This window comes from Pantoea vagans (assembly GCF_004792415.1).
GTDB lineage: Bacteria > Pseudomonadota > Gammaproteobacteria > Enterobacterales > Enterobacteriaceae > Pantoea > Pantoea vagans.
This window is the reverse complement of the sequence record NZ_CP038853.1, coordinates 3,172,905-3,192,438: the sequence shown is the minus strand read 5'-3', so window position 1 is coordinate 3,192,438 and position 19,534 is coordinate 3,172,905. Positions and strand designations below refer to the sequence as shown.

The window sequence follows — 19,534 nt, the reverse complement described above, 5'->3', positions numbered from 1 at the left end:
ACCCCGGTCACTGACGAGTGTAAGCTCCCGGGGATGCGCGCACTTGCCGCCTTGTCCTGCCGACATGCTCCGCGCGTCAGCGGCGTTGGCTGCGCTTGCTTACCCCGGTCACTGACGAGTGTCAGCTCCCGGGGATAAGCACGCTTGCCGCCTTGCTGACACACGGATCATTTGGCAGGACCCGGAGATGATTATTCGAAAGTCACGTACGCTTGCTGGCTGTTTAACATTTTTGAGCTGTTGTATTTTCATTATGATTATCTGAGCCACCTGTGATCTCATTTCACCGCAAGGAACCTTTATGTCGCAGAGTCTTCCGTTAGATCAGCTGGTCGCCGCCTGTCACTGGATTGGGGCAAAAGGCTGGGCACCTGCCACTGGCGGCAATATGTCCGTGCGCCGCGATGAACATGTCTGCCTGCTGAGTGAATCGGGCAAAGATAAAGGCACGCTGACGCGGGATGACTTTATCGAGGTCGATATTGCCACCAGCCAGTCGCTCTCTGGCCGTAAGCCGTCAGCAGAAACCGGGCTGCACACGATGATCTATCGCCTCTTTCCCGAGGCGGGCGCGGTGCTGCATACCCATACGGTGAATTCGACCGTGCTGTCGCGAGTGGAGCAGGGCGCGGCGCTGCTGCTGCACGGCTATGAGATGCAGAAATCGTTAAGTGGCCAGCACACCCATCTGGATACGCTGGCGATTCCCGTATTCGACAACAGTCAGGACATTGCGGCGCTGGCGTCAGAAATTGAAGATTACGCCGCCCGCTTTCCGCTGCGTTACGGCTTCCTGCTGCGCGGCCACGGCTTAACCTGCTGGGGCCAGGATGTCAGCGAAGCCCGCCGTCATCTGGAAGGTCTGGAATTTTTATTTGAATGTGAACGTCAACGTCGCCTGCTGGAGAAAGCATGATTCGCGCCATTGTTACTGATATCGAAGGCACCACCAGCGATATTCGCTTTGTACATAACATCCTGTTTCCCTATGCCCGCCAGCACCTGCCGGACTTCGTGCGTGACAATGCGCAGCAGCCCGAGGTGGCGGCGGCGCTGCAGTCGGTACGTGAAGAGGCCGGTCAGCCGCAGGCCGATCTGGCCAGCGTGACAGAGATTCTGCTGGGCTTTATAGACCAGGATCGCAAATCTACCGGCCTGAAAGCGCTGCAGGGGATGATCTGGCGCGACGGCTACGTGAACGGCAGTTTTACCGGTCATCTCTATCCCGACGTCCTGCCTGCGCTCACCCGCTGGAAGGCGCAGGGTATTGAACTTTATGTATATTCCTCCGGATCGGTTGCGGCGCAGAAATTGTTATTTGGCTACAGCGACGAAGGTGATATTACTGGCCTGTTCAGCGGCTATTTTGACACCCGCGTCGGCGCCAAGCGTGAAGTCACGGCTTATCGCGCTATCGCCGCTGAAATTGGTCAGCCAGCGGAGCAGCTGCTGTTTCTCTCCGATATTCATCAGGAGCTGGATGCCGCCGCGGAGGCGGGCTGGCAGACGCTGCAATTACTGCGTGGCGAGGCGGATGACGAGAGCCGCCATCGTCAGGTGACGGATTTTTCCCAGATTAACCCGGAGTCGATTTAGGATGAGCGCACTGACTATTTTTACCGACCGCGAAGCCAGCCAGCCGGTGTGGCACAGCACCGACGCAGAAGCGATTCGTGACCGCCTGAATGCTAAAGGCGTCCGTTTTGAGCGCTGGGAAGCCGATCGCGATTTGGGTGAAAACCCGGATGCCGAAACGGTGATCAACGCCTATCAGCATGCGATCGATCGGCTGGTGGCGGAGAAGGGCTATCAGAGCTGGGACGTGATCAGCATGCGTGCCGACAATCCGCAGAAAACCGTGCTGCGCGAGAAGTTTCTCAATGAGCATACGCACGGTGAAGATGAGGTGCGTTTCTTTGTCGAGGGTGCAGGACTATTTTGCCTGCATCTGGAGGGTGAGATCCTGCAGATCCTGTGCGAAAAAAACGATCTGATCTCGGTGCCTGCGGGCACGCCGCACTGGTTTGATATGGGATCGTCACCGCACTTCACGGCGATTCGGATTTTCGATAATCAGGAAGGCTGGGTGGCGAATTTCACCGGCGACAAGATCGCGGATGCCTATCCGCGTCTGGCGTAATCTGTCATGAGGCGTCGGCCATAGCGGCAGACGCCTCGCAGACCGTTACTGCGGCTGGAAGATGCCGTTCTGTACCTGGTCAGGCGTGACCACGCCAGTATCCAGTACCCAGCCGCTGATCAGGGCGGCAGGCGTGACATCGAACGCCGGGTTGTAAACCTTCGCCGCTTCCGGTGCCCACTGCACGCTGCCAAAACTGCCGGCAACGCCCGTCACTTCGCTGGCGGCGCGCTGCTCGATGGGAATCGCTGCGCCGTCAGGACAGCTGCGATCCAGCGTGGTATGTGGAGCCGCCACGTAAAACGGAATCTGATGATAATGCGCCAGCACCGCCAGGCTGTAGGTGCCGATCTTATTGGCGACATCGCCGTTGGCGGCAATGCGGTCAGCGCCAACCCAGACCGCATCCACCTCGCCACGGGCCATCAGGCTGGCGGCCATGGAGTCGGTGATCAGCGTGTAAGGAACCGCCAGTTCGCCCAGCTCCCAGGCGGTCAACCGGCCACCCTGTAGCAGCGGGCGGGTTTCATCCACCCAGACATTCTTAACCAGCCCCTGCTGATGGGCGCGGGCAATAACGCCCAGCGCGGTGCCCACGCCAGCAGTGGCCAGTCCACCAGTATTACAGTGAGTCAGCAGCTGGCTGTTGGGCTTTACGAGTGTGCAACCTGCGTCTGCGATGGCGTCGCACAGTTGCTTATCCTCCTGCACCAGCCGCCAGGCTTCTTCAACCAGCGCGGGGACAAAGTCCGGCTGAGCCAGCGCCACTTTCATCCGGTCAAGATTGTTCATCAGATTGACCGCGGTAGGGCGGGCGGCACGCAGCGTCTCCAGCGCCTGTGCCAGCTCAGGGCGCGTCTGTCCCTGTTCTGCCAGCAGCGCCAGCAGCAGCGAAGCGGAGAGGCCGATCAGCGGTGCACCGCGCACCCGCAGCGCATGAATATGTTCAACCAGCTGAGGCACGCTGTGCGCGGGCAGCCAGTTCTTCTGCTGCGGCAGCGCCTGCTGATCCAGAATCCAGAGCTGATTGTCACGAACCTGTAAACTGGTGGTTTGAAGTGTCTGCATTGTGGGTGAAATCCATGTTGCGTTAATGATGCGTATTGTGCCAACATGCGGGACGGATGTATAGACGTCTGAACGGCTTATTACACCTGAGTGACCCCCTTCGAACGATAAGGAACAGGCAATGTCGCAATACCGTACCTTTACTGCTGCTGATGCTGTGGAGTATGCCCGACAATTTGGCGGCGTGGACAATCCTGCCGCGCTGAGCAGCGCAGAAGAGATTGGTGATGGCAACCTTAACCTGGTGTTTAAGATTTATGACGATCAGGGCAATAGTCGCGTTATCGTCAAGCAGGCACTGCCCTATGTGCGCTGCGTGGGGGAGTCCTGGCCGCTGACGCTGGATCGGGCGCGACTGGAAGCGCAGACCCTGGTCGAGCACTACAAATATTGTCCGCAGCACACGGTGAAGATTACCCATTATGATGCGGAGCTGGCAGTGATGGTGATGGAAGATCTTTCCAGCCATCGCATCTGGCGCGGCGAGCTGGTGAAAGGCGCGTATTATCCGGAAGCGGCGCAGCAGCTAGGCGACTATCTGGCGCAGACCCTGTTTCATACCTCCGATTTCATCCTGCATCCGCATCAGAAAAAAGCGGAAGTAGCGCGTTTTATTAATCCGGAAATGTGTGAAATCACCGAAGATCTTTTCTTCAACGATCCCTACACCAACCATGAGCGCAACAGCTATCCCGCGGCGCTTGAGCCGCTGGTCGCGAGCCTGCGTGATGATGATGCGTTACGCATTGCGGTGGGCGGCCTTAAACATCGCTTCTTTGCCCATGCTGAAGCCTTGCTGCATGGCGATATTCACAGCGGCTCAATTTTCGTTGCGGATGGCAGCCTGAAAGCGATTGATGCAGAATTTGGCTATTTTGGCCCTATCGGGTTTGATATTGGCACTGCTATCGGCAATCTGCTGATTAACTACTGCGGCCTGCCGGGTCTGCTGCCTCCGCGTGAGGCCGCCGATGCACGTGAACAGCGTCTCAGCGATGTTCACACCCTCTGGACGACCTTTGCGTCAGGCTTCCTGGCACTGGCGGCTGAGAAAACCCGCGATGAGGCGCTGGCTTATCCAGGCTATGCGGCGGCGTTTCTGCGTAAAGTGTGGGCCGATACCATCGGTTACTGCGGCACGGAACTGATTCGCCGCACGGTGGGGATGTCACATGTGGCGGATATGAAGCTGATTGCCGATCCGGCGATGCGTACTGACTGCATCCGTAATGCGATTAACCTGGGACGCACGCTGATTCTGGCAGCCGATCACGTAGAAGATGTGGATGCGCTGATTGCCCGCATCCGTCAGGCAGGATAAAAAAGGCCGACGTGATGTCGGCCTCTAAAAACAGTACTGGCTCAGGGAGCATACGCCCTCCGTAAAGGCGCCAAAAACGCCATCCCTGGCTGGCTCAGCGCGGGCCATCCCTGGCCCGCTATGCTTTACTCCGGGCGTATGCTCCCATCGCTTTAAATTCAGTACCCGATGCCGACATCACATCGGCACTGAATCCTATGCCGCCTCACTCGCCCGTGACGCAGGCTGAGGGGCTTTCTCCGGCACCGGTACTGCCAGTGCCTCTGGCTCAAACTCATCAACGTTAATCGACCGCAGACGGCTGGCTTCAGCACGCTGTAACACATCCGCCTCTTTAGCATCAATCCAGCCCTGCTCCAGCGCGCGCTTCGCCAGCGCGTCCAGCCGGGTAAAGGAGAGGTGCTGCTTCGTCTGTTTGCACAGCCTGTCATGAATCACTTCTGCCGCCATCACATCCTGCAACGCCTGTTCCAGCTGACCGGCAGGGTTGTGCTCGCTCGGCGTCAGGTACATGCCACGGCCCAGACGGCTACGGGTAGCTGACGGCTGTTGCAGCATTTTTGCCAGTTGATGATCCAGGCGATCAGATGGCGCAGGGCAGTGATGACCGCCCGCAAAAATGGTCATCCGCAATGCGCCCGCCACCAGACGGTTGGGGAAGTTACGCAGCAGATCGTCGATAGCCACTTCCGCCTGATGCAGCGCATCCTGCACGCCCCAGTGAACCAGCGGCAGATCGGCTTCGTTACGGCCTTCATCGTCATAGCGTTTCAGCGTCGCGGAGGCGAGATAGAGCTGGCTCAGCACATCGCCCAGACGCGCTGAGATACGCTCGCGACGTTTCAGGCTGCCGCCCAGTACCGCCATCGACACATCGGAGAGCAACGCCAGGTTGGCACTGATGCGGTTCAGGTGCTGGTAATAACGGCGGGTGCCATCGCGGGTCGGGCTGGCGCTGGTCCGTCCGGCGGTTAAGCCCAGCCACAGGCTGCGCAGGGTGCTGCTGCCCACGTAACCAATATGGCTGAACAGCGCGTGATCAAACGCGTTCACATTGTTGCTGGCGGCGGCGGCCATCTCCTGCAGCACATAAGGATGGCAGCGAATCGCGCCCTGTCCGAAGATAATCATGCTGCGGGTCAGAATGTTAGCGCCTTCCACCGTGATAGCGATCGGTGCGCCCTGATAGGCACGGGCCAGGAAGTTGCTGTTGCCGAGCATGATGCCTTTACCGCCCGCAATATCCATGGCGTCGATAATGGCGCGCTGGCCGCGATGGGTGCAGTGATATTTCACAATCGCCGACAGCACCGCCGGTTTTTCACCCTGCATAATCCCGGCGGTAATCAGCGTCGCTGCCGCATCCATCACGTAAGCGTTACCGGCGATGCGCGCCAGCGGCTCTTCAATCCCTTCCATCTTACCGATTGAAACCCGGAACTGACGGCGGATATGGGCATACGCACCTGTCGCCAGCGCCACACTTTTCAGGCTGCCGGTTGAGTTCGAAGGCAGCGTAATGCCGCGGCCCACTGACAGACACTCCACCAGCATCCGCCAGCCCTGTCCGGCCATTTCCGGCCCGCCGATAATATAGTCAATCGGTACAAAGATATTGTTGCCGCGCGTCGGGCCGTTCTGGAACGGGACGTTAAGCGGGAAGTGGCGATGTCCAATTTCCACGCCGGGGGTATGAGTCGGGATCAACGCACAGGTAATGCCAGGATTCTCGTTGTCGCTGAGCAGATGCTCCGGGTCGGAGAGTTTAAACGCCAGGCCCAGCACGGTGGCGATTGGCGCCAGCGTAATGTAGCGCTTGTTCCAGGTCAGCCGCATGCCCAGCACCTGCTGACCCTTCCATTCACCCATGCAGACCACGCCGGTATCGGGGATTGCGCCGGCATCTGAACCCGCTTCCGGGCTGGTCAGCGCAAAGCAGGGGATCTCATCGCCGCGTGCCAGCCGCGGTAAATAGTGATTTTTCTGCTCTTCGGTGCCGTAGTGCTGCAGCAGTTCGCCCGGACCCAGTGAGTTAGGCACGCCCACGGTAATCGCCAGAATCCCGGAGACGCCTGACAGTTTTTGCAGCACGCAGGCCTGCGCATAGGCGGAGAAATCGAGTCCGCCATACTCTTTTTTGATGATCATCGCGAAGAAACGGTGCTCTTTCAGATAAGCCCAGAGTTCCGGCGGCATATCAGCCAGCTCATGGGTAATCTGGAAATCGTTAGCCATGCGGCATGCTTCTTCAACCGGGCCATCAAGAAAAGCCTGCTCTTCGGCAGTCAGTCGCGGCTGCGGATAGTTGTGCAGCTTCTGCCAGTCCGGTTTGCCCTGGAACAGATCGCCTTCCCACCAGGTGGTGCCCGCATCAATCGCCTCTTTCTCGGTGCGCGACATCGGCGGCATCACCTTCTGGAAGCGCTGAAAGATCGGCTTTGAAAACAGGCTGCGGCGCAGTGACGGCAGGTTAAATGGCAGCAGGACGATCGCCAGCGGCAGCAGCAGCCACGGTGTCCAGAGGTGAGCGACAGCCATCGCCGCAGTCCACAGCAACAGGATTGCGCTGCTGAGCCGTAACGACAGGCGGTGATAGAACAGAGCGCCAATCAGCGCCAGCGTGGCAAATATTGAAACAATTATCATGATGAACCGCTCCAGGAAGTAAGAGGTCTGACCTGTTGTGTAGAGAGGTTTAGAGTAGTTGGCGGGATTTATCAATTTGTTTACATCGCAATTACAACCTGCCTCACAAAAACCGTTTTTAGCCCATTTTTGCATCAACTGTGGCAATGTTAATCGCCGCCACTGCCTGGCCCTGCGTGGCATGACGCTTTGCGCTGACCGGCCATTCCGTTAAACTTGCTGCGATTAACCTCTCCTAAAAAAGGACATCCCTATGTACCAGGACATCATCCGCTCTGAGCTTAATGAAGCTGCTGATACGCTGACTAAATTTCTCAGCGATGACGCCAATATTCATGCGATCCAACGTGCTGCGGTGCTGCTGGCTGACAGCTTCAAGGCGGGCGGCAAGGTGCTTTCCTGCGGTAACGGCGGTTCACATTGTGATGCCATGCACTTCGCCGAAGAGCTGACCGGTCGCTACCGTGAAAATCGTCCTGGCTATCCGGCGATTGCCATCTCAGATGTCAGCCATCTCTCCTGCGTCAGTAATGACTTTGGTTATGATTATGTCTTTTCGCGCTATGTGGAAGCGGTAGGACGACCAGGCGATGTGTTGCTGGGCCTCTCAACCTCCGGGAACTCTGCCAATATTATTAAAGCGATTGAAGCTGCACGTGCGCAGGGGATGAAAGTGATCACCCTGACCGGTAAAGATGGCGGTAAGATGGCAGGCAGTGCCGATATTGAAATCCGCGTGCCACACTTTGGTTATGCCGATCGTATCCAGGAGATCCACATTAAAGTGATCCATATCCTGATGCTGCTGATCGAAAAAGAGATGGTGAAGTAACTGCGCTGGCCTCCCGCCTGACGGGAGGCCTCAAAATCAGAGGTGGTGGCTATGTGCGAATTGCTCGGGATGAGCGCCAATGTTCCCACGGATATCTGTTTCAGCTTTACCGGACTGGTTCAGCGTGGCGGTGGAACCGGGCCTCACAAAGATGGCTGGGGCATTACCTTTTACGAAGATAAAGGTTGTCGTACGTTTAAAGATCCGCTGCCGAGCTTTAACTCGCCGATTGCGCGTCTGGTGCAGGAGTATCCGATCAAATCGCATTCGGTGGTGGCGCACATCCGCCAGGCGAATCGTGGTCAGGTGTCGCTGGAAAACACCCATCCGTTTACCCGCGAGCTGTGGGGCCGAAACTGGACCTATGCGCACAACGGGCAGCTTAAGGGCTATCGTCAGCTGGAGACCGGTACATTCCGGCCGGTGGGCGAAACGGACAGCGAGAAGGCGTTCTGCTGGATCCTGCATCAGCTGGCGACGCGCTATCCACGCACGCCGGGCAACTGGCCTGCGGTGTTTCGTTTTATCGGGGAGCTGGCGGGTTCGCTGCGGCAGAAGGGCGTGTTTAATATGCTGCTGTCAGATGGCCGCTATCTGATGGCCTTCTGCTCCACCAATCTGTTCTGGATCACCCGCCGGGCACCGTTTGGCCGGGCGCAGTTACTGGATCAGGATGTGGAGGTTGATTTTCAGCAGCACACCACGCCGCATGACGTGGTGACGGTGATTGCTACGCAGCCACTGACGGCCAATGAAACCTGGCAGCGGATTGCGCCAGGTGAATGGGCGTTATTCTGCCTTGGAGAGCGCCAGGAATGAACGTGAAGCGGCTTCGGGACTGGCTAACACCGGTGCCGGGCTGCTGTTCATCACATATTTCCCGCTGGCAACATTGACCATCGGCGGCTGGTGATATTTCGCAAAGTACGCATAGCCCGGCTGCAACTGCTGCCAGAAACTGGCGTCGCTGGAGTAGCGGTGACGCTGCATGTTGCTGTCGGTCATGCGGAACGGATAGATGCTGATGCCAACATCCTGCTGACCGTTACGCAGCGCCGCGTTCACATAGGTAAAAATCTCATCCATATAGGCATTCGTCATGGCGTAGCAGCCAATTGACTTACAGTCGCCATGAATCATCAGGTAGTTGCCGCTATACCCCTGATTACGATCGTACTGATTCGGGAAGCCGATGTTGATCGCGCGATAAAAGCGGCTATCCGGCTTCAGCTGATTCAGCTTCACGTTGTAAAAACCTTCCGGGCTTTTGAAATCGCCTTCACGACGTTTCGGGCCGAGGCCGCCAGAAAAGTTACAGATGCGATAGGTATCCAGCAGGCGGAATTCGTTACCGATTTTGCCGTAGAGTTCGAGCGTGCGTTCTTCCTTGAAGATCTGGATATAGACCGGGGTGCCGAGTAACTGCTTTTTTAATTCTTTGCTGACCGGTGCCGCTGTGACGGGTTCGGGTGTCATTGCCATGCTGAGGGCTGGCAGTAAAATCATCGCAAACAGGAGTGCGATTTTGCCCATGCTGTGTATACCTTGAGGTGAAGAGAACGTGACGCAAATTGTGCGTCTTTGTTTGCATTATCGGAACTGTCCGCTACCGCAGCGCAACATTAAACATTGTCTGTTTTTTTAGCAAGACGCCGACAGCCAGATTCGCGATTTACTGAAAGATATTCGGCCACAAATTTGTAAACTTTAATTGTGGGCCCGACAAATATTGCAGTTACCCCTGCCAACTGTATACTTATCCAGTGCCGGAGGGGGTATGCGTAAAATCATTCATGTCGATATGGACTGCTTCTATGCCGCGGTGGAGATGCGTGATAATCCCCAGCTGCGCGATATCCCGATCGCCATTGGCGGCAGTCGCGAACGCCGTGGCGTGATCAGCACCGCCAACTATCCGGCCCGCAAATTTGGCGTGCGCAGTGCGATGCCAACCGGCATGGCCCTCAAGTTATGCCCGCATCTGCGCCTGCTGCCAGGCCGTTTCGACGCCTACAAAGAAGCCTCCGCACAGATTCGCGACATCTTTACCCGCTACACACCGCTGATTGAACCGCTCTCCCTTGATGAAGCCTATCTGGATGTTACCGACAGTCCGCACTGTCACGGCTCCGCCACGCTGATGGCGCAGGAAATCCGCGCCATCATCTTCCGTGAAACCGGGCTTACCGCGTCAGCGGGTATCGCGCCGATTAAGTTTCTGGCGAAGATCGCCTCGGACCTGAATAAGCCGGACGGACAGTATGTAATTACCCCGCCGGAGATGGCCGGTTTTCTGCTGTCCCTGCCGCTGGCGAAAATTCCCGGTGTCGGCAAGGTCTCGGCCAAAAAGCTAGAGGAGATGGGGCTGGTCACCTGTGGCGATGTGCAGAAGGCCGATTTAGCGCTGCTGCTGAAGCGCTTTGGTAAGTTTGGTCGGGTGCTGTGGGAGCGCAGCAACGGCATTGATGACCGTGAGGTGATCGTCGAGCGCGAGCGTAAATCGCTGGGAGTGGAACGCACGCTGGCGGAAGATATCAGCGACTGGGACGCCTGCCTGGAGATTATCGACTTTCTCTATGCTGAACTGGATCGCCGGCTGACGCAGATTCGACCAGACAAACAGGTGGCGCGGCAGGGCGTGAAACTGAAGTTCAGCGATTTTCAGCAGACGACCCAGGAGCATATCTGGCCGGTGCTGAATAAAGAGGACATGATTGCCATCGCCCGGAAAACCTGGGATGAGCGTCGCGCCGGGCGTGGCGTGCGGCTGGTGGGACTACATGTCACCATGGTGGATCCCCAGCTGGAGCGTCAGCTGCTGCTGGGTCTGTAACGGTCAGCCTCACCAGTCGGCAAGGCTGACGCCGGATTACTTCTTGTATTTCGCCTCAAGGGTCGCAAACCACGGTGCGATGAAATCTTCATTGCCGCCCCAGCCCGGAATAATCTTGTTCAGCGAGGCAACGTTCACCGCGCCAGGCTGACTGTTGAGCTGCTGCTGGGAGATCGACGCGGCTTTAAACTGATACGTCGCTGGCGTCTCTTCACCGGCAATTTTCTTCGCCACCAGACGCATATTCACCGCGCCGATGGTTTTAGGATCGACCGCCACCGTTTGCACCCATGGGCTGTTTTTCTCGCGCATCAGCTGCAAATCCTGGTTCGAGACGTCGATGCTGTAGAGCTTAATCTCGGTTCGGCCATTCTCCTGCAGCGCTTTGTAAGCGCCCTGACTGAAGGCATCCCAGGCACCCCAGATGGCATCGATTTTGCCTTTCGGGTATTTCGCCAGAATCGCACCAATCTTGTTAGCGGTATCGCCCTGAACATCCGTTGACACTGCGCCAATCGACTCCAGCTGATGAATGCCCGGATTCTCTTTCAGCAGTTTTTCGTACACGACCTGACGGCGCTCCATCGGCGGGAAACCGGCGACCCACAGCTTGACGATGTTCGCTTTGCCGTTGAAGTCGTGGATAAGCTGACCCAGCGACAGCTGCGCCAGCGAAGCATCATCCTGCGCGGTGACGGTGACGCCCGGAATCGGGTTATCCACCGGCGTATCAAACACGGACAGCTTAATACCGGCATCGGCAATACGCTTCACCAGTCCGCTGGCGTAGGGCGCTTTGCCGTGCGACAGAACGATGCCGTCATATTTCTGGCTGATCGCCTGATTCACAAAATCCTGGAAGCGCGCATCGTCGCCGTTGCTCAGGAAGGTGCTGACTTTAAAGCCTAACTGGCGACCCTGCTGAATGGCACCGGCAACAAACTGGGTGGTGTTGTCATCGGAGCCGAGGTTGCGGATCACCGCAATACGAATCGGGCCATCATGGCTGGCGATTGCCGCAGGCACCGGGGTGACGGTGTCCGCGAAGGCGGCGCTGGCGTTCAGCAGGCTCAAAGCCAGCAGCGAGAGTGTTATTTTTTGCATTGTTATTAACTCCGGTAAACGCGCCTCAGCGGCGCTGGATATAGGTAATCGCCAGTGCTAACGCCAGCACCAGTCCTTTAATAATGTCCATGGCGTAGTAGGGCACAGAGAGCATGACCAGGCCGTTCTGCAGCACGCCGAGGATGACCGCGCCGACCAGCGTGCCCAGCGCGTTGGGCTTGCCGGAGCCGGCCAGCGAGAAGCCAATCCACGCCGCCGCGACCGCATCCATCAGATAGCCGCTGCCGGCATTCACCTGCGATGAACCAATACGTGAGGCGAGCAGGATGCCGCCCAGACCGGCGAGCAGTGAGGCGATCACATAAGCCAGCACCCGGTAGCGGGTGGTACGGATGCCGGAGAGGCGCGCCGCTTCCGGATTACCGCCCAGCGCATACATGCGGCGGCCATGCTTAGTCAGCGACAGCGCCAGCTGTGCGGCAACGGTCACCACCAGCATGATGATGACGATGGTCGGCACCTGACCCAGCAGGCCAAACGCGGCCGGAATAGTCCCTTCCGCCATATCACCGCTCGGCAGCACCATGTTCTCGGTGATCGATCCGCCAAAGCTGTAGGTCATCGCCACACCCTGAATCACAAACAGGGTTGCCAGCGTCGCCAGCATGTCGGGGATACGCAGGATCACAATCAGGAAGGCGTTAAACAGTCCGACCAGGGTGCAGAGCGCCAGGGTAATCAGGATTGCGGTGGTCGTGCCGAAGCCGTACCAGACAAACAGCGAAATCACTAACGCATTGGCGAGCGAGGCGGTCGAGCCGACCGACAGATCAAAGCCGCCCACGGTCAGCGAGATGGACACGCCGATCGCAATCACCGTCACAATCGCAATCGAGCGCAGAATGTTGATGATGTTGTTGGGCTCAAGGAAGCTGTCAGAAGCCAGGCCAAAGGCAGCGATCAGGATCACCACCGTGAGTAACATGCCCCATTTATAGAGAAAGTCGAACAACTGGTGACGCCACGGCGCGGCCGTCAGGTTCAGGCTGGTTTCTTTGCTGCTCACGCAGGGGTTCCTCCGGTGGAATAGAGCAAAAGCGTCTCTTCGGTGACGTCGCGTGCGGCCAGCTCGGCCACAATACGTCCATCCCAGAGCACGCAAATCCGGTCGCATAAGCCGACCAGTTCAGAAAATTCACCCGACGCGTAGATGATGCCTTTACCCTCGCGCGCCAGGTTGTCGATCAGGGTGAACAGCTCGGTTTTGGCTTTGATATCGACGCCTTTGGTCGGCTCATCGAAAATCAGCACGTCAGCGTTGTTGCGCAGCCATTTGCCAATCGCCACCTTCTGCTGGTTGCCGCCGGAAAGGCGCCGCAGTGTCTGTGCCGGGCCGGTGGTGCGCACCTGTAACTGCCGGATAACCTGCTCCGCCCAGCGCCACGCCTGACGATGCCCGAACAGGCTCCAGCGCGAAAAGCTGTCGTCCGCGCTGACGCTGAGGTTCATCGCCACCGACTCATCGATAAAGATCCCCTCTTTGCGCCGCTCTTCCGGCACCAGCGCCATGCGGCGACTGACGGAGTCGTGCGGCGAGCGCGGCTGCCACGGCTGACTGTGCAGTTCACCGCGACTGACGCGGCTTTTGCTGGCACCAAACAGCGCTTTGCAGAGTTCGGTTTTGCCCGCACCGGCCAGTCCGGCGATGCCCAGAATTTCGCCTTTGTGCAGCCGCAGCGAGATATCCTGCAGCAGCTGCTCATCGTGCAGTCCTTCCACCGCCAGCAGCAGCGGCTGTGTCTGCTGTTCACGGCGGGCCGGGAAAATATCGGTGAGCTGATGGCCCAGCATCTTCTCCACGATCTGCTCGCCGCTCAGCGCCGCCATCGGGCCGGTTTCGATCAACCGGCCATCACGCAGCACCGTCAGCTGGTCGCAGATGGCTTTCAGTTCATGGATGCGGTGAGAGATAAACACTATGCCGATCCCACTGGCCTGCAGACGACGCACTACGGCAAACAGCCGCTCGCTTTCGTGCTGATCCAGCGGGGCCGTGGGTTCATCCAGAATCAGGAAGCGGCAGTGGTGCGACAGCGCCCGCGCCAGCAGAATTTGCTGCTTTTCCGCCAGGGTGCAGCGCTCCACCAGCCGGTTGACGTCCAGTGCCACGTCGAGCTGCGTCAGCAGCGCCCGCGCCTGACGGCGGATCTCACCCCAGCGATAGCGGTGGCCGGGTTCTGCCAGCCGATCCAGCAAAATGTTTTCCGCCACGCTGAGCTGCGGCACCAGCGCCACGTCCACTTCCTGCTGAACCAGATGGATACCCAGCTGTTTTGCATCACGCGGCGTGCGGATGGAGACCGGTTCACCATCCAGCAGGATTTCGCCGCTGTAGTGGCTGTGCGCGCCGGAAAGGATCGCCATCAGGGTAGATTTACCCGCGCCGTTCGCGCCGGTCAGGGCATGAACCGAATGGCCGTCACTGCGGAAATCCACCGACGATAGCGCGGCAAACCCGCCAAAAGCGATGGAGATGTTACGCATCTCAAGGCGGTTTAACCCTGGCATGTCATTACTCTCCTGAAGAATCACTGGCCGCATTTTTTCCTGAACCTTCAGGCGCGGCAACAGCCGAAAGCGCATAAGCTAGCACGAAATCTTATTAGCCATCCAGACATCCGGACATAACGGCGGCTGTGACCAGCGAAGCGCGGGAACGTGGCGGAATAGCGTGGTAAAGCGCGGAAAAGGCAGCGAATTATGCTGGGGATAAGTGACAGGCATAAAAAAACCAGGCCGGAGCCTGGTTTACTTTTTTTGTCACAGAATTACTTTTCTGGCACCACATTCAGCAGGGTTGTCAGTAATTTCCAGTAAAGACCAACGCTTTCGATGTGAACCTGCTCATCCGGCGAGTGCGGCCCGGTGATGGTCGGCCCAATCGAGACCATATCCATATCCGGATAAGGCTTTTTGAACAGACCACACTCCAGACCGGCGTGAATCACCTGAATGTTTGGGGTCTTATCAAACAGCGCGATATAGGTCTGACGGGTCAGCGCCATGATGGCGGAGTCCGCATCCGGCTGCCAGCCTGGGTAGCCGCCTTTCGCTTTGGTCTGCGCGCCCGCCAGCTGGCCCAGTGAGGTCAGCATCTGCACCACATAATCGCGGCCGGTGTCGATCAGCGAACGGATCAGGCAGTTGATCTCTGCGTGGTCATCTTCCATCGTCACCACACCGATATTGAGTGAGGTTTCGACCACACCTTTCGCCACGTCTGAATTGCGGATCACGCCGTTTGGCGTGCTGTTCAGCAGATTCAGGAAGCGATCGCGGCTGTCAGTGCTCAGGGCATTACCCTGATGCGCCAATGGCTCGGTGACCAGTGCGATGTTTGGCTCTTTAACGCCGTGCTCGTTTTTGATGGCGCTCAGGAAGTGCGCCGCTGCGGATTTCAGCGCATCCGCTTTGTGGCTCTCGACGGCCACGGTAGCAAAGGCTTCACGCGGAATCGCGTTGCGCAGCGTACCGCCGCTGAACGCCAGCAGACGCAGATCCAGTTCAGCCGCGTGTGCCGCCAGGAAGCGTGCCAGCAGTTTGTTGGCGTTGCCGAGGCCCATATGAATGTCGGCACCGGAGTGACCGCCACGCAGTCCCTTCAGCGTCAGCTTCAGGGTCTGGAACTCAGCTGGCACGGCTTCGCGGGTCAGCGGCAGGGTGGAGACGAAGTCGATACCGCCTGCACAACCCATGTAGATCTCACCTTCTTCTTCGGAGTCGGTGTTGATCAGAATTTCAGCCTGCAGCCAGTTGGGTTGCAGACCGAACGCCCCATCCATGCCGGTCTCTTCGGTCATGGTCAGCAGCACTTCCAGCGGGCCATGCGTCAGGCTGTTGTCTGCCAGCACCGCCAGCGCAGAAGCCATACCGATGCCGTTGTCCGCGCCCAGCGTGGTGCCGCGTGCTTTTACCCACTCGCCGTCAATCCAGGGCTGAATCGGGTCTTTAGTGAAGTCATGCACGGTGTCGTTATTTTTCTGCGGCACCATATCCAGATGCGCCTGCAGCGCAACCGGGGTACGGTTTTCCATGCCTGCGGTGGCGGGCTTACGAATCAGGATGTTGCCGACCTGATCGCGCTCACACCAGAAGCCCTGCTCTTTAGCCCAGCCGGTGATGTAGTTCGCCAGCGCTTCTTCGTGAAAAGAGGGATGGGGAATAGAGCAGATCTTAGCGAAAATATCCCACAGTGGCTGTGGAGAGAGTTGAGACAATTCAGACACGACAGGTCTCCTGTGTCAGTGTACCGGCGAGGCCGGACATCGCGAGTTTCCAGTGAAAAATCGCCGTCAGAGAATCTGACGAGCCAGGCCTGAGAATATCACTGTTTTTTACCGGGTGCGCTCTCAGACGCGCTAAAAAGCCGCAACCAGCGCGCGGGTGCTGGTTTTTAGTGCGTCAACTCCTTATAATCTCGCGCAACCTTTTCCCCGTTGCACATTTTTACGCCACTTCGGTTGGCTGGGATTTCTATTCTATGAGCGAAAAATACGTCGTTACCTGGGACATGCTTCAGATTCATGCCCGTAAACTGGCCCAGCGCCTGCTTCCTGTTGAACAGTGGACAGGCATTATCGCGGTGAGCCGCGGCGGTCTGGTACCGGCTTCGCTGCTGGCACGTGAACTGGGTATCCGCTACGTTGATACCGTCTGCATCTCCAGCTATGACCACGATCATCAGCGCGAAATGAAAGTGCTGAAGCGCGCGGAAGGCGACGGTGAAGGCTTTATCGTGATCGATGACCTGGTCGATACCGGCGGCACCGCCCAGGCGATTCGCGAGATGTACCCGAAAGCGCGTTTCTGCACCATTTTCGCGAAACCCGCTGGTCGCTCACTGGTTGATGATTATATTGTCGATATTCCGCAGGATACCTGGATTGAGCAGCCGTGGGATATGGGCGTGGTCTACATCCCGCCGATTGTAAAAAACTGATTGATACACATCAGACAACGCCCGGTTTTCCGGGCGTTGTGCTTTCTGAGCCTCGCACCCCGAATTGCCGTACAGTACACTTAGCCATCGCCGTTCTGTTGCAGGAGAAGTGAGTATGACGAGCAAAAATCTCAGCGAGGAGCTATTCAAGCCGCGCTTTAAGCATCCTGAAACCTCTTCCCTGGTTCGCCGCCAGCATCACGCTACCCCGGATATCCACTCAGCCCTGGATGGTGACAGCCAGCGTGGCTGGTATCGCATGCTGAACAAGCTGATGTGGACATGGCGCGGCCTGACGCCGCAGGAGATCAGTGAAGTGCTGGCGCGTATCGCCATCAGCAACGTTGAACATACCGATGAGACGCTGCTCGACACCGTGATCGGTTTCCGCAGCGGCAACTGGCATTTCGAATGGTGCAGACAGGCAGGCATCTGGCAGCAGAAAGCGCTGGAGGCGACCGACGACAGCGAGGCGGGTGACTACTGGCTGCACGCGGCGCATCTCTATAGCGTTGCCGCTTATCCCTATATAAAAGGCGATGAGCTGGCTGACCAGGCTCAGACGCTGGCCAATCGCGCCTATGAAGAGGCGACTCAGCGGTTGCCGGGCGAACTGAAATCCCTGACGTTTGCCATCACGGGCGGCAGTCCGGTTAGCGGCTTTCTGCACATACCACCGGATGTCGAAGCGCCTTATCCCACCGTGCTGTTCTGCGGCGCGCTCGACTCGTTACAGAGCGATCATTACCGCCTGTTCCATGATTACCTCGCCCCGCGCGGCATTGCGATGCTGACCATTGATGTGCCGTCGGTGGGTAATTCGGTGAAATGGACGCTGAATCAGGACACCAGTTTTCTGCATCAGCAGGTGTTGCGCGATCTGAAAAACGTGCCCTGGGTTGACCACACTCGCGTGGCGGCGTTTGGTTATCGCTTTGGCGCGAACGTGGCGGTGCGGCTGGCCTATCTGGAATCGCAGCGGCTGCGCGGCGTCGCCTGTCTTGGCCCGATTGTGCATGCGCTGCTGACACAGACGGCGTTGCAGGATGAGATTCCGGATATGTACATGGATATGCTGGCCAGCCGGTTAGGCATGGCAACTGCCTCCGACAGCGCGCTGCGCACCGAACTCAATCGCTATTCGCTTAAAACTCAGGGATTGCTGGGCCGCCGGACGCCGACACCGATGCTGTCGGGCTACTGGCAGAACGATCTTTTCAGTCCGGAAGAGGAGAGCAAGCTGATCGCTAACTCGTCGTCAGACGGCAAAGCGCTGTTGATTCCGGTGAAGCCGATGATGGCCAGTTTCGACAAGGCGCTGAATGAGATTTGCGACTGGCTGGAGAAGCGTTTAAAAAGGTAACTGGCAAAATTTACAGTATTTGCTACAACTAGTAGCGGAATTCTTCCGGACGGCCTTGTAAAGGCTTATGACGTAATCAGGCCGTCCGGAAATCAAGGCTGTATAGCGGTCAAAACCTATGGAGAATCAGCATGACGTTACCAAGTGGTCATCCCCGCAGTCGCCTGCTTAAGCGTTTTACCGAGCTTGGGCCTTATATTCGCGATGGGAAATGTGGCGAAACCCGGTTCTTCTTCGACTGTCTGGCTGCCTGCGTCAATGTGAAACCGGCACCGGAACTGCGTGAGTTCTGGGGCTGGTGGATGGAACTGGAAGCGCAGGCTGACCACTTTACCTATGTCTACCATATCGGTCTGTTCGATAAAGAGGGCGACTGGTCGGTGGCAAACATCAAAGGCAAAGAGAACACGGCACGTGTGGAAGAGACCTTACGGAATTTCCATACCCGCCTGAAAGCGATGCTGAAGGAGTTAGACCTGGACCTTATCCCGGCCAGCGACTTCGATGAGAAACCGGTAAAGCTGAGCGTCTGATAGGGTGTTTCAGAGGAAAAGGGCGAGTGGAAACACTCGCCCTTTTTTTGTCAAAATCTGGCCTGGCTCGCTGTGATACCGGGGCTGCGAAAGGAGCACGGTCAGAGAGGAAGATGTTAACGTCAGTCTCTGACCGTTCGTTCCGCACAATAATGTACCCCATCCATCTATTGGGTTCGTAGCCGGGCCAGCGCTACCGGCGTTTTTTCCGGGTGGCGGGATGTTTCCCTCTTTTCCGTACTCATTGCGTTTATACGTTGCTGCAGGATTCACTTTGCTGTGGGGTTGCTAACCCCTTCAGGCTTTCGTTGCAGGCGCTGTTTGCGCCAGATTTTGTACCGGAGAATAAATGTGCATTTGGGGTAAATCCGGGTGTAAAATTCGGTGGAATTTTCAGGTGTGAAAAAACGCTTTGTAATCAGTCGGATAATTCTAGAGTGTTCCCCGCGTGAGCGGGGATAAACCGGCCTGTCCCGCGCCGCGCTCATCCGCATGGCCGTGTTCCCCGCGTGAGCGGGGATAAACCGGAAATAAAATGGCAGAAATTACTGCTCAACCGGTGTTCCCCGCGTGAGCGGGGATAAACCGACGAGAGAGGAGTTTAACAGATGGAAAATCAAGTGTTCCCCGCGTGAGCGGGGATAAACCGTGAGAGGCATCATAGTATCGCTCTAAATCATAGTGTTCCCCGCGTGAGCGGGGATAAACCGCGCCAACGAAACGCGTAATTCAAT

At 57.4% G+C, this 19,534-nt stretch carries 17 protein-coding genes and 1 CRISPR repeat array (1 of these 18 running past the window's edge); of the genes, 10 read left to right on the top strand and 7 right to left on the bottom strand.

Annotated elements, in window-relative coordinates; translation table 11 throughout:
- Positions 1-301 precede the first annotated feature (301 nt).
- Genes EGO56_RS15140 through EGO56_RS15130 form a run of 3 tightly spaced genes read left to right on the top strand, consistent with a single transcriptional unit; the run spans position 302 to position 2,140 of the window.
- Positions 302-916, top strand: a complete 615-nt coding sequence (locus tag EGO56_RS15140) for a methylthioribulose 1-phosphate dehydratase (protein ID WP_135909985.1) — start codon at positions 302-304, stop codon at positions 914-916.
- Positions 913-1,596 carry an acireductone synthase gene (mtnC, locus tag EGO56_RS15135; RefSeq protein WP_135909984.1) on the top strand — a complete coding sequence of 228 codons (684 nt, stop codon included), beginning with the start codon at positions 913-915 and terminating at the stop codon, positions 1,594-1,596. Before EGO56_RS15140 ends, mtnC begins: the two co-directional genes overlap by 4 nt.
- A gap of 1 nt (position 1,597) precedes the next feature.
- A complete protein-coding gene (locus EGO56_RS15130; RefSeq protein WP_135909982.1) occupies positions 1,598-2,140 on the top strand; it encodes a 1,2-dihydroxy-3-keto-5-methylthiopentene dioxygenase in 543 nt (180 codons plus the stop codon).
- Positions 2,141-2,185: 45 nt separating this feature from the next.
- On the opposite strand, the gene mtnA is transcribed toward EGO56_RS15130, so the two are convergent.
- Entirely contained in the window at positions 2,186-3,208 is a 1,023-nt protein-coding gene (gene mtnA, locus EGO56_RS15125) for an S-methyl-5-thioribose-1-phosphate isomerase (protein ID WP_135909980.1), read from the bottom strand.
- A gap of 121 nt (positions 3,209-3,329) precedes the next feature.
- On the opposite strand from mtnA, the gene mtnK reads away from it, so the two are divergent.
- A complete protein-coding gene (gene mtnK / locus EGO56_RS15120; RefSeq protein WP_135909978.1) occupies positions 3,330-4,529 on the top strand; it encodes an S-methyl-5-thioribose kinase in 1,200 nt (399 codons plus the stop codon).
- Positions 4,530-4,724: 195 nt separating this feature from the next.
- On the opposite strand, the gene fadE is transcribed toward mtnK, so the two are convergent.
- Positions 4,725-7,175: an acyl-CoA dehydrogenase FadE gene (gene fadE / locus EGO56_RS15115; protein WP_135909976.1), complete on the bottom strand. Its 2,451-nt coding sequence runs from the start codon at positions 7,173-7,175 to the stop codon at positions 4,725-4,727.
- A gap of 253 nt (positions 7,176-7,428) precedes the next feature.
- Here fadE and lpcA point away from each other — a divergent pair, with 253 nt between their 5' ends.
- Both lpcA and EGO56_RS15105 read left to right on the top strand, forming a co-directional pair.
- Positions 7,429-8,007 carry a D-sedoheptulose 7-phosphate isomerase gene (gene lpcA, locus EGO56_RS15110; RefSeq protein WP_013356896.1) on the top strand — a complete coding sequence of 193 codons (579 nt, stop codon included), beginning with the start codon at positions 7,429-7,431 and terminating at the stop codon, positions 8,005-8,007.
- Between the two features lie 51 nt (positions 8,008-8,058).
- Positions 8,059-8,826 (top strand): class II glutamine amidotransferase, encoded by a 768-nt coding sequence (locus EGO56_RS15105; RefSeq protein ID WP_013356897.1) that lies wholly within the window; start codon positions 8,059-8,061, stop codon positions 8,824-8,826.
- Here EGO56_RS15105 and dpaA read toward each other — a convergent pair.
- Positions 8,797-9,540 carry a peptidoglycan meso-diaminopimelic acid protein amidase gene (gene dpaA, locus EGO56_RS15100; protein ID WP_135909974.1) on the bottom strand — a complete coding sequence of 248 codons (744 nt, stop codon included), beginning with the start codon at positions 9,538-9,540 and terminating at the stop codon, positions 8,797-8,799. The two genes, EGO56_RS15105 and dpaA, sit on opposite strands and share 30 nt — an antisense overlap.
- Before the next feature lie 244 nt (positions 9,541-9,784).
- Here dpaA and dinB point away from each other — a divergent pair, with 244 nt between their 5' ends.
- A complete protein-coding gene (gene dinB / locus EGO56_RS15095) occupies positions 9,785-10,840 on the top strand; it encodes a DNA polymerase IV (protein WP_135909973.1) in 1,056 nt (351 codons plus the stop codon).
- Positions 10,841-10,876: 36 nt separating this feature from the next.
- Here the strand turns inward: dinB and EGO56_RS15090 are convergent, their stop codons facing one another.
- From EGO56_RS15090 to pepD, 4 genes are all read right to left on the bottom strand, one after another.
- Positions 10,877-11,944: a sugar ABC transporter substrate-binding protein gene (locus EGO56_RS15090; RefSeq protein WP_098051390.1), complete on the bottom strand. Its 1,068-nt coding sequence runs from the start codon at positions 11,942-11,944 to the stop codon at positions 10,877-10,879.
- Between the two features lie 25 nt (positions 11,945-11,969).
- Complete coding sequence (locus tag EGO56_RS15085) at positions 11,970-12,971, bottom strand: ABC transporter permease (RefSeq protein ID WP_033731686.1); 1,002 nt, start codon at positions 12,969-12,971, stop codon at positions 11,970-11,972.
- On the bottom strand, positions 12,968-14,473 hold the full coding sequence (locus EGO56_RS15080) for a sugar ABC transporter ATP-binding protein (protein WP_135909971.1): 1,506 nt from the start codon (positions 14,471-14,473) through the stop codon (positions 12,968-12,970). Before EGO56_RS15080 ends, EGO56_RS15085 begins: the two co-directional genes overlap by 4 nt.
- A gap of 260 nt (positions 14,474-14,733) precedes the next feature.
- The gene (pepD, locus tag EGO56_RS15075; protein WP_013356903.1) at positions 14,734-16,191 is read right to left on the bottom strand and encodes a beta-Ala-His dipeptidase; all 1,458 of its coding nucleotides are present in this window, start codon (positions 16,189-16,191) and stop codon (positions 14,734-14,736) included.
- Positions 16,192-16,445: 254 nt separating this feature from the next.
- Here pepD and gpt point away from each other — a divergent pair, with 254 nt between their 5' ends.
- The 3 genes from gpt to crl all read left to right on the top strand — a co-directional run bounded on the left by gpt (position 16,446) and on the right by crl (position 18,800).
- On the top strand, positions 16,446-16,904 hold the full coding sequence (gene gpt, locus EGO56_RS15070) for a xanthine phosphoribosyltransferase (protein WP_003851171.1): 459 nt from the start codon (positions 16,446-16,448) through the stop codon (positions 16,902-16,904).
- A 115-nt stretch (positions 16,905-17,019) separates the two neighbouring features.
- The gene (gene frsA, locus EGO56_RS15065; RefSeq protein ID WP_095707642.1) at positions 17,020-18,267 is read left to right on the top strand and encodes an esterase FrsA; all 1,248 of its coding nucleotides are present in this window, start codon (positions 17,020-17,022) and stop codon (positions 18,265-18,267) included.
- A gap of 131 nt (positions 18,268-18,398) precedes the next feature.
- Positions 18,399-18,800, top strand: coding sequence for a sigma factor-binding protein Crl (gene crl, locus EGO56_RS15060; RefSeq protein ID WP_135909969.1), 402 nt, complete (start codon positions 18,399-18,401; stop codon positions 18,798-18,800).
- A 437-nt stretch (positions 18,801-19,237) separates the two neighbouring features.
- Positions 19,238-19,534: a CRISPR direct-repeat array (repeat unit 29 nt; unit sequence GTGTTCCCCGCGTGAGCGGGGATAAACCG); it runs 281 nt beyond the window's last position.

What these genes read in the sequence shown, in the direction of transcription:
- EGO56_RS15140 (WP_135909985.1), top strand. Translation starts at nt 302, where the DNA reads ATGTCGCAGAGTCTTCCGTTAGATCAGCTGGTCGCCGCCTGTCACTGG.
- mtnC (WP_135909984.1), top strand. Translation starts at nt 913, where the DNA reads ATGATTCGCGCCATTGTTACTGATATCGAAGGCACCACCAGCGATATT.
- EGO56_RS15130 (WP_135909982.1), top strand. Translation starts at nt 1,598, where the DNA reads ATGAGCGCACTGACTATTTTTACCGACCGCGAAGCCAGCCAGCCGGTG.
- mtnA (WP_135909980.1), bottom strand. Translation starts at nt 3,208, where the DNA reads ATGCAGACACTTCAAACCACCAGTTTACAGGTTCGTGACAATCAGCTC.
- mtnK (WP_135909978.1), top strand. Translation starts at nt 3,330, where the DNA reads ATGTCGCAATACCGTACCTTTACTGCTGCTGATGCTGTGGAGTATGCC.
- fadE (WP_135909976.1), bottom strand. Translation starts at nt 7,175, where the DNA reads ATGATAATTGTTTCAATATTTGCCACGCTGGCGCTGATTGGCGCTCTG.
- lpcA (WP_013356896.1), top strand. Translation starts at nt 7,429, where the DNA reads ATGTACCAGGACATCATCCGCTCTGAGCTTAATGAAGCTGCTGATACG.
- EGO56_RS15105 (WP_013356897.1), top strand. Translation starts at nt 8,059, where the DNA reads ATGTGCGAATTGCTCGGGATGAGCGCCAATGTTCCCACGGATATCTGT.
- dpaA (WP_135909974.1), bottom strand. Translation starts at nt 9,540, where the DNA reads ATGGGCAAAATCGCACTCCTGTTTGCGATGATTTTACTGCCAGCCCTC.
- dinB (WP_135909973.1), top strand. Translation starts at nt 9,785, where the DNA reads ATGCGTAAAATCATTCATGTCGATATGGACTGCTTCTATGCCGCGGTG.
- EGO56_RS15090 (WP_098051390.1), bottom strand. Translation starts at nt 11,944, where the DNA reads ATGCAAAAAATAACACTCTCGCTGCTGGCTTTGAGCCTGCTGAACGCC.
- EGO56_RS15080 (WP_135909971.1), bottom strand. Translation starts at nt 14,473, where the DNA reads ATGCCAGGGTTAAACCGCCTTGAGATGCGTAACATCTCCATCGCTTTT.
- gpt (WP_003851171.1), top strand. Translation starts at nt 16,446, where the DNA reads ATGAGCGAAAAATACGTCGTTACCTGGGACATGCTTCAGATTCATGCC.
- frsA (WP_095707642.1), top strand. Translation starts at nt 17,020, where the DNA reads ATGACGAGCAAAAATCTCAGCGAGGAGCTATTCAAGCCGCGCTTTAAG.
- crl (WP_135909969.1), top strand. Translation starts at nt 18,399, where the DNA reads ATGACGTTACCAAGTGGTCATCCCCGCAGTCGCCTGCTTAAGCGTTTT.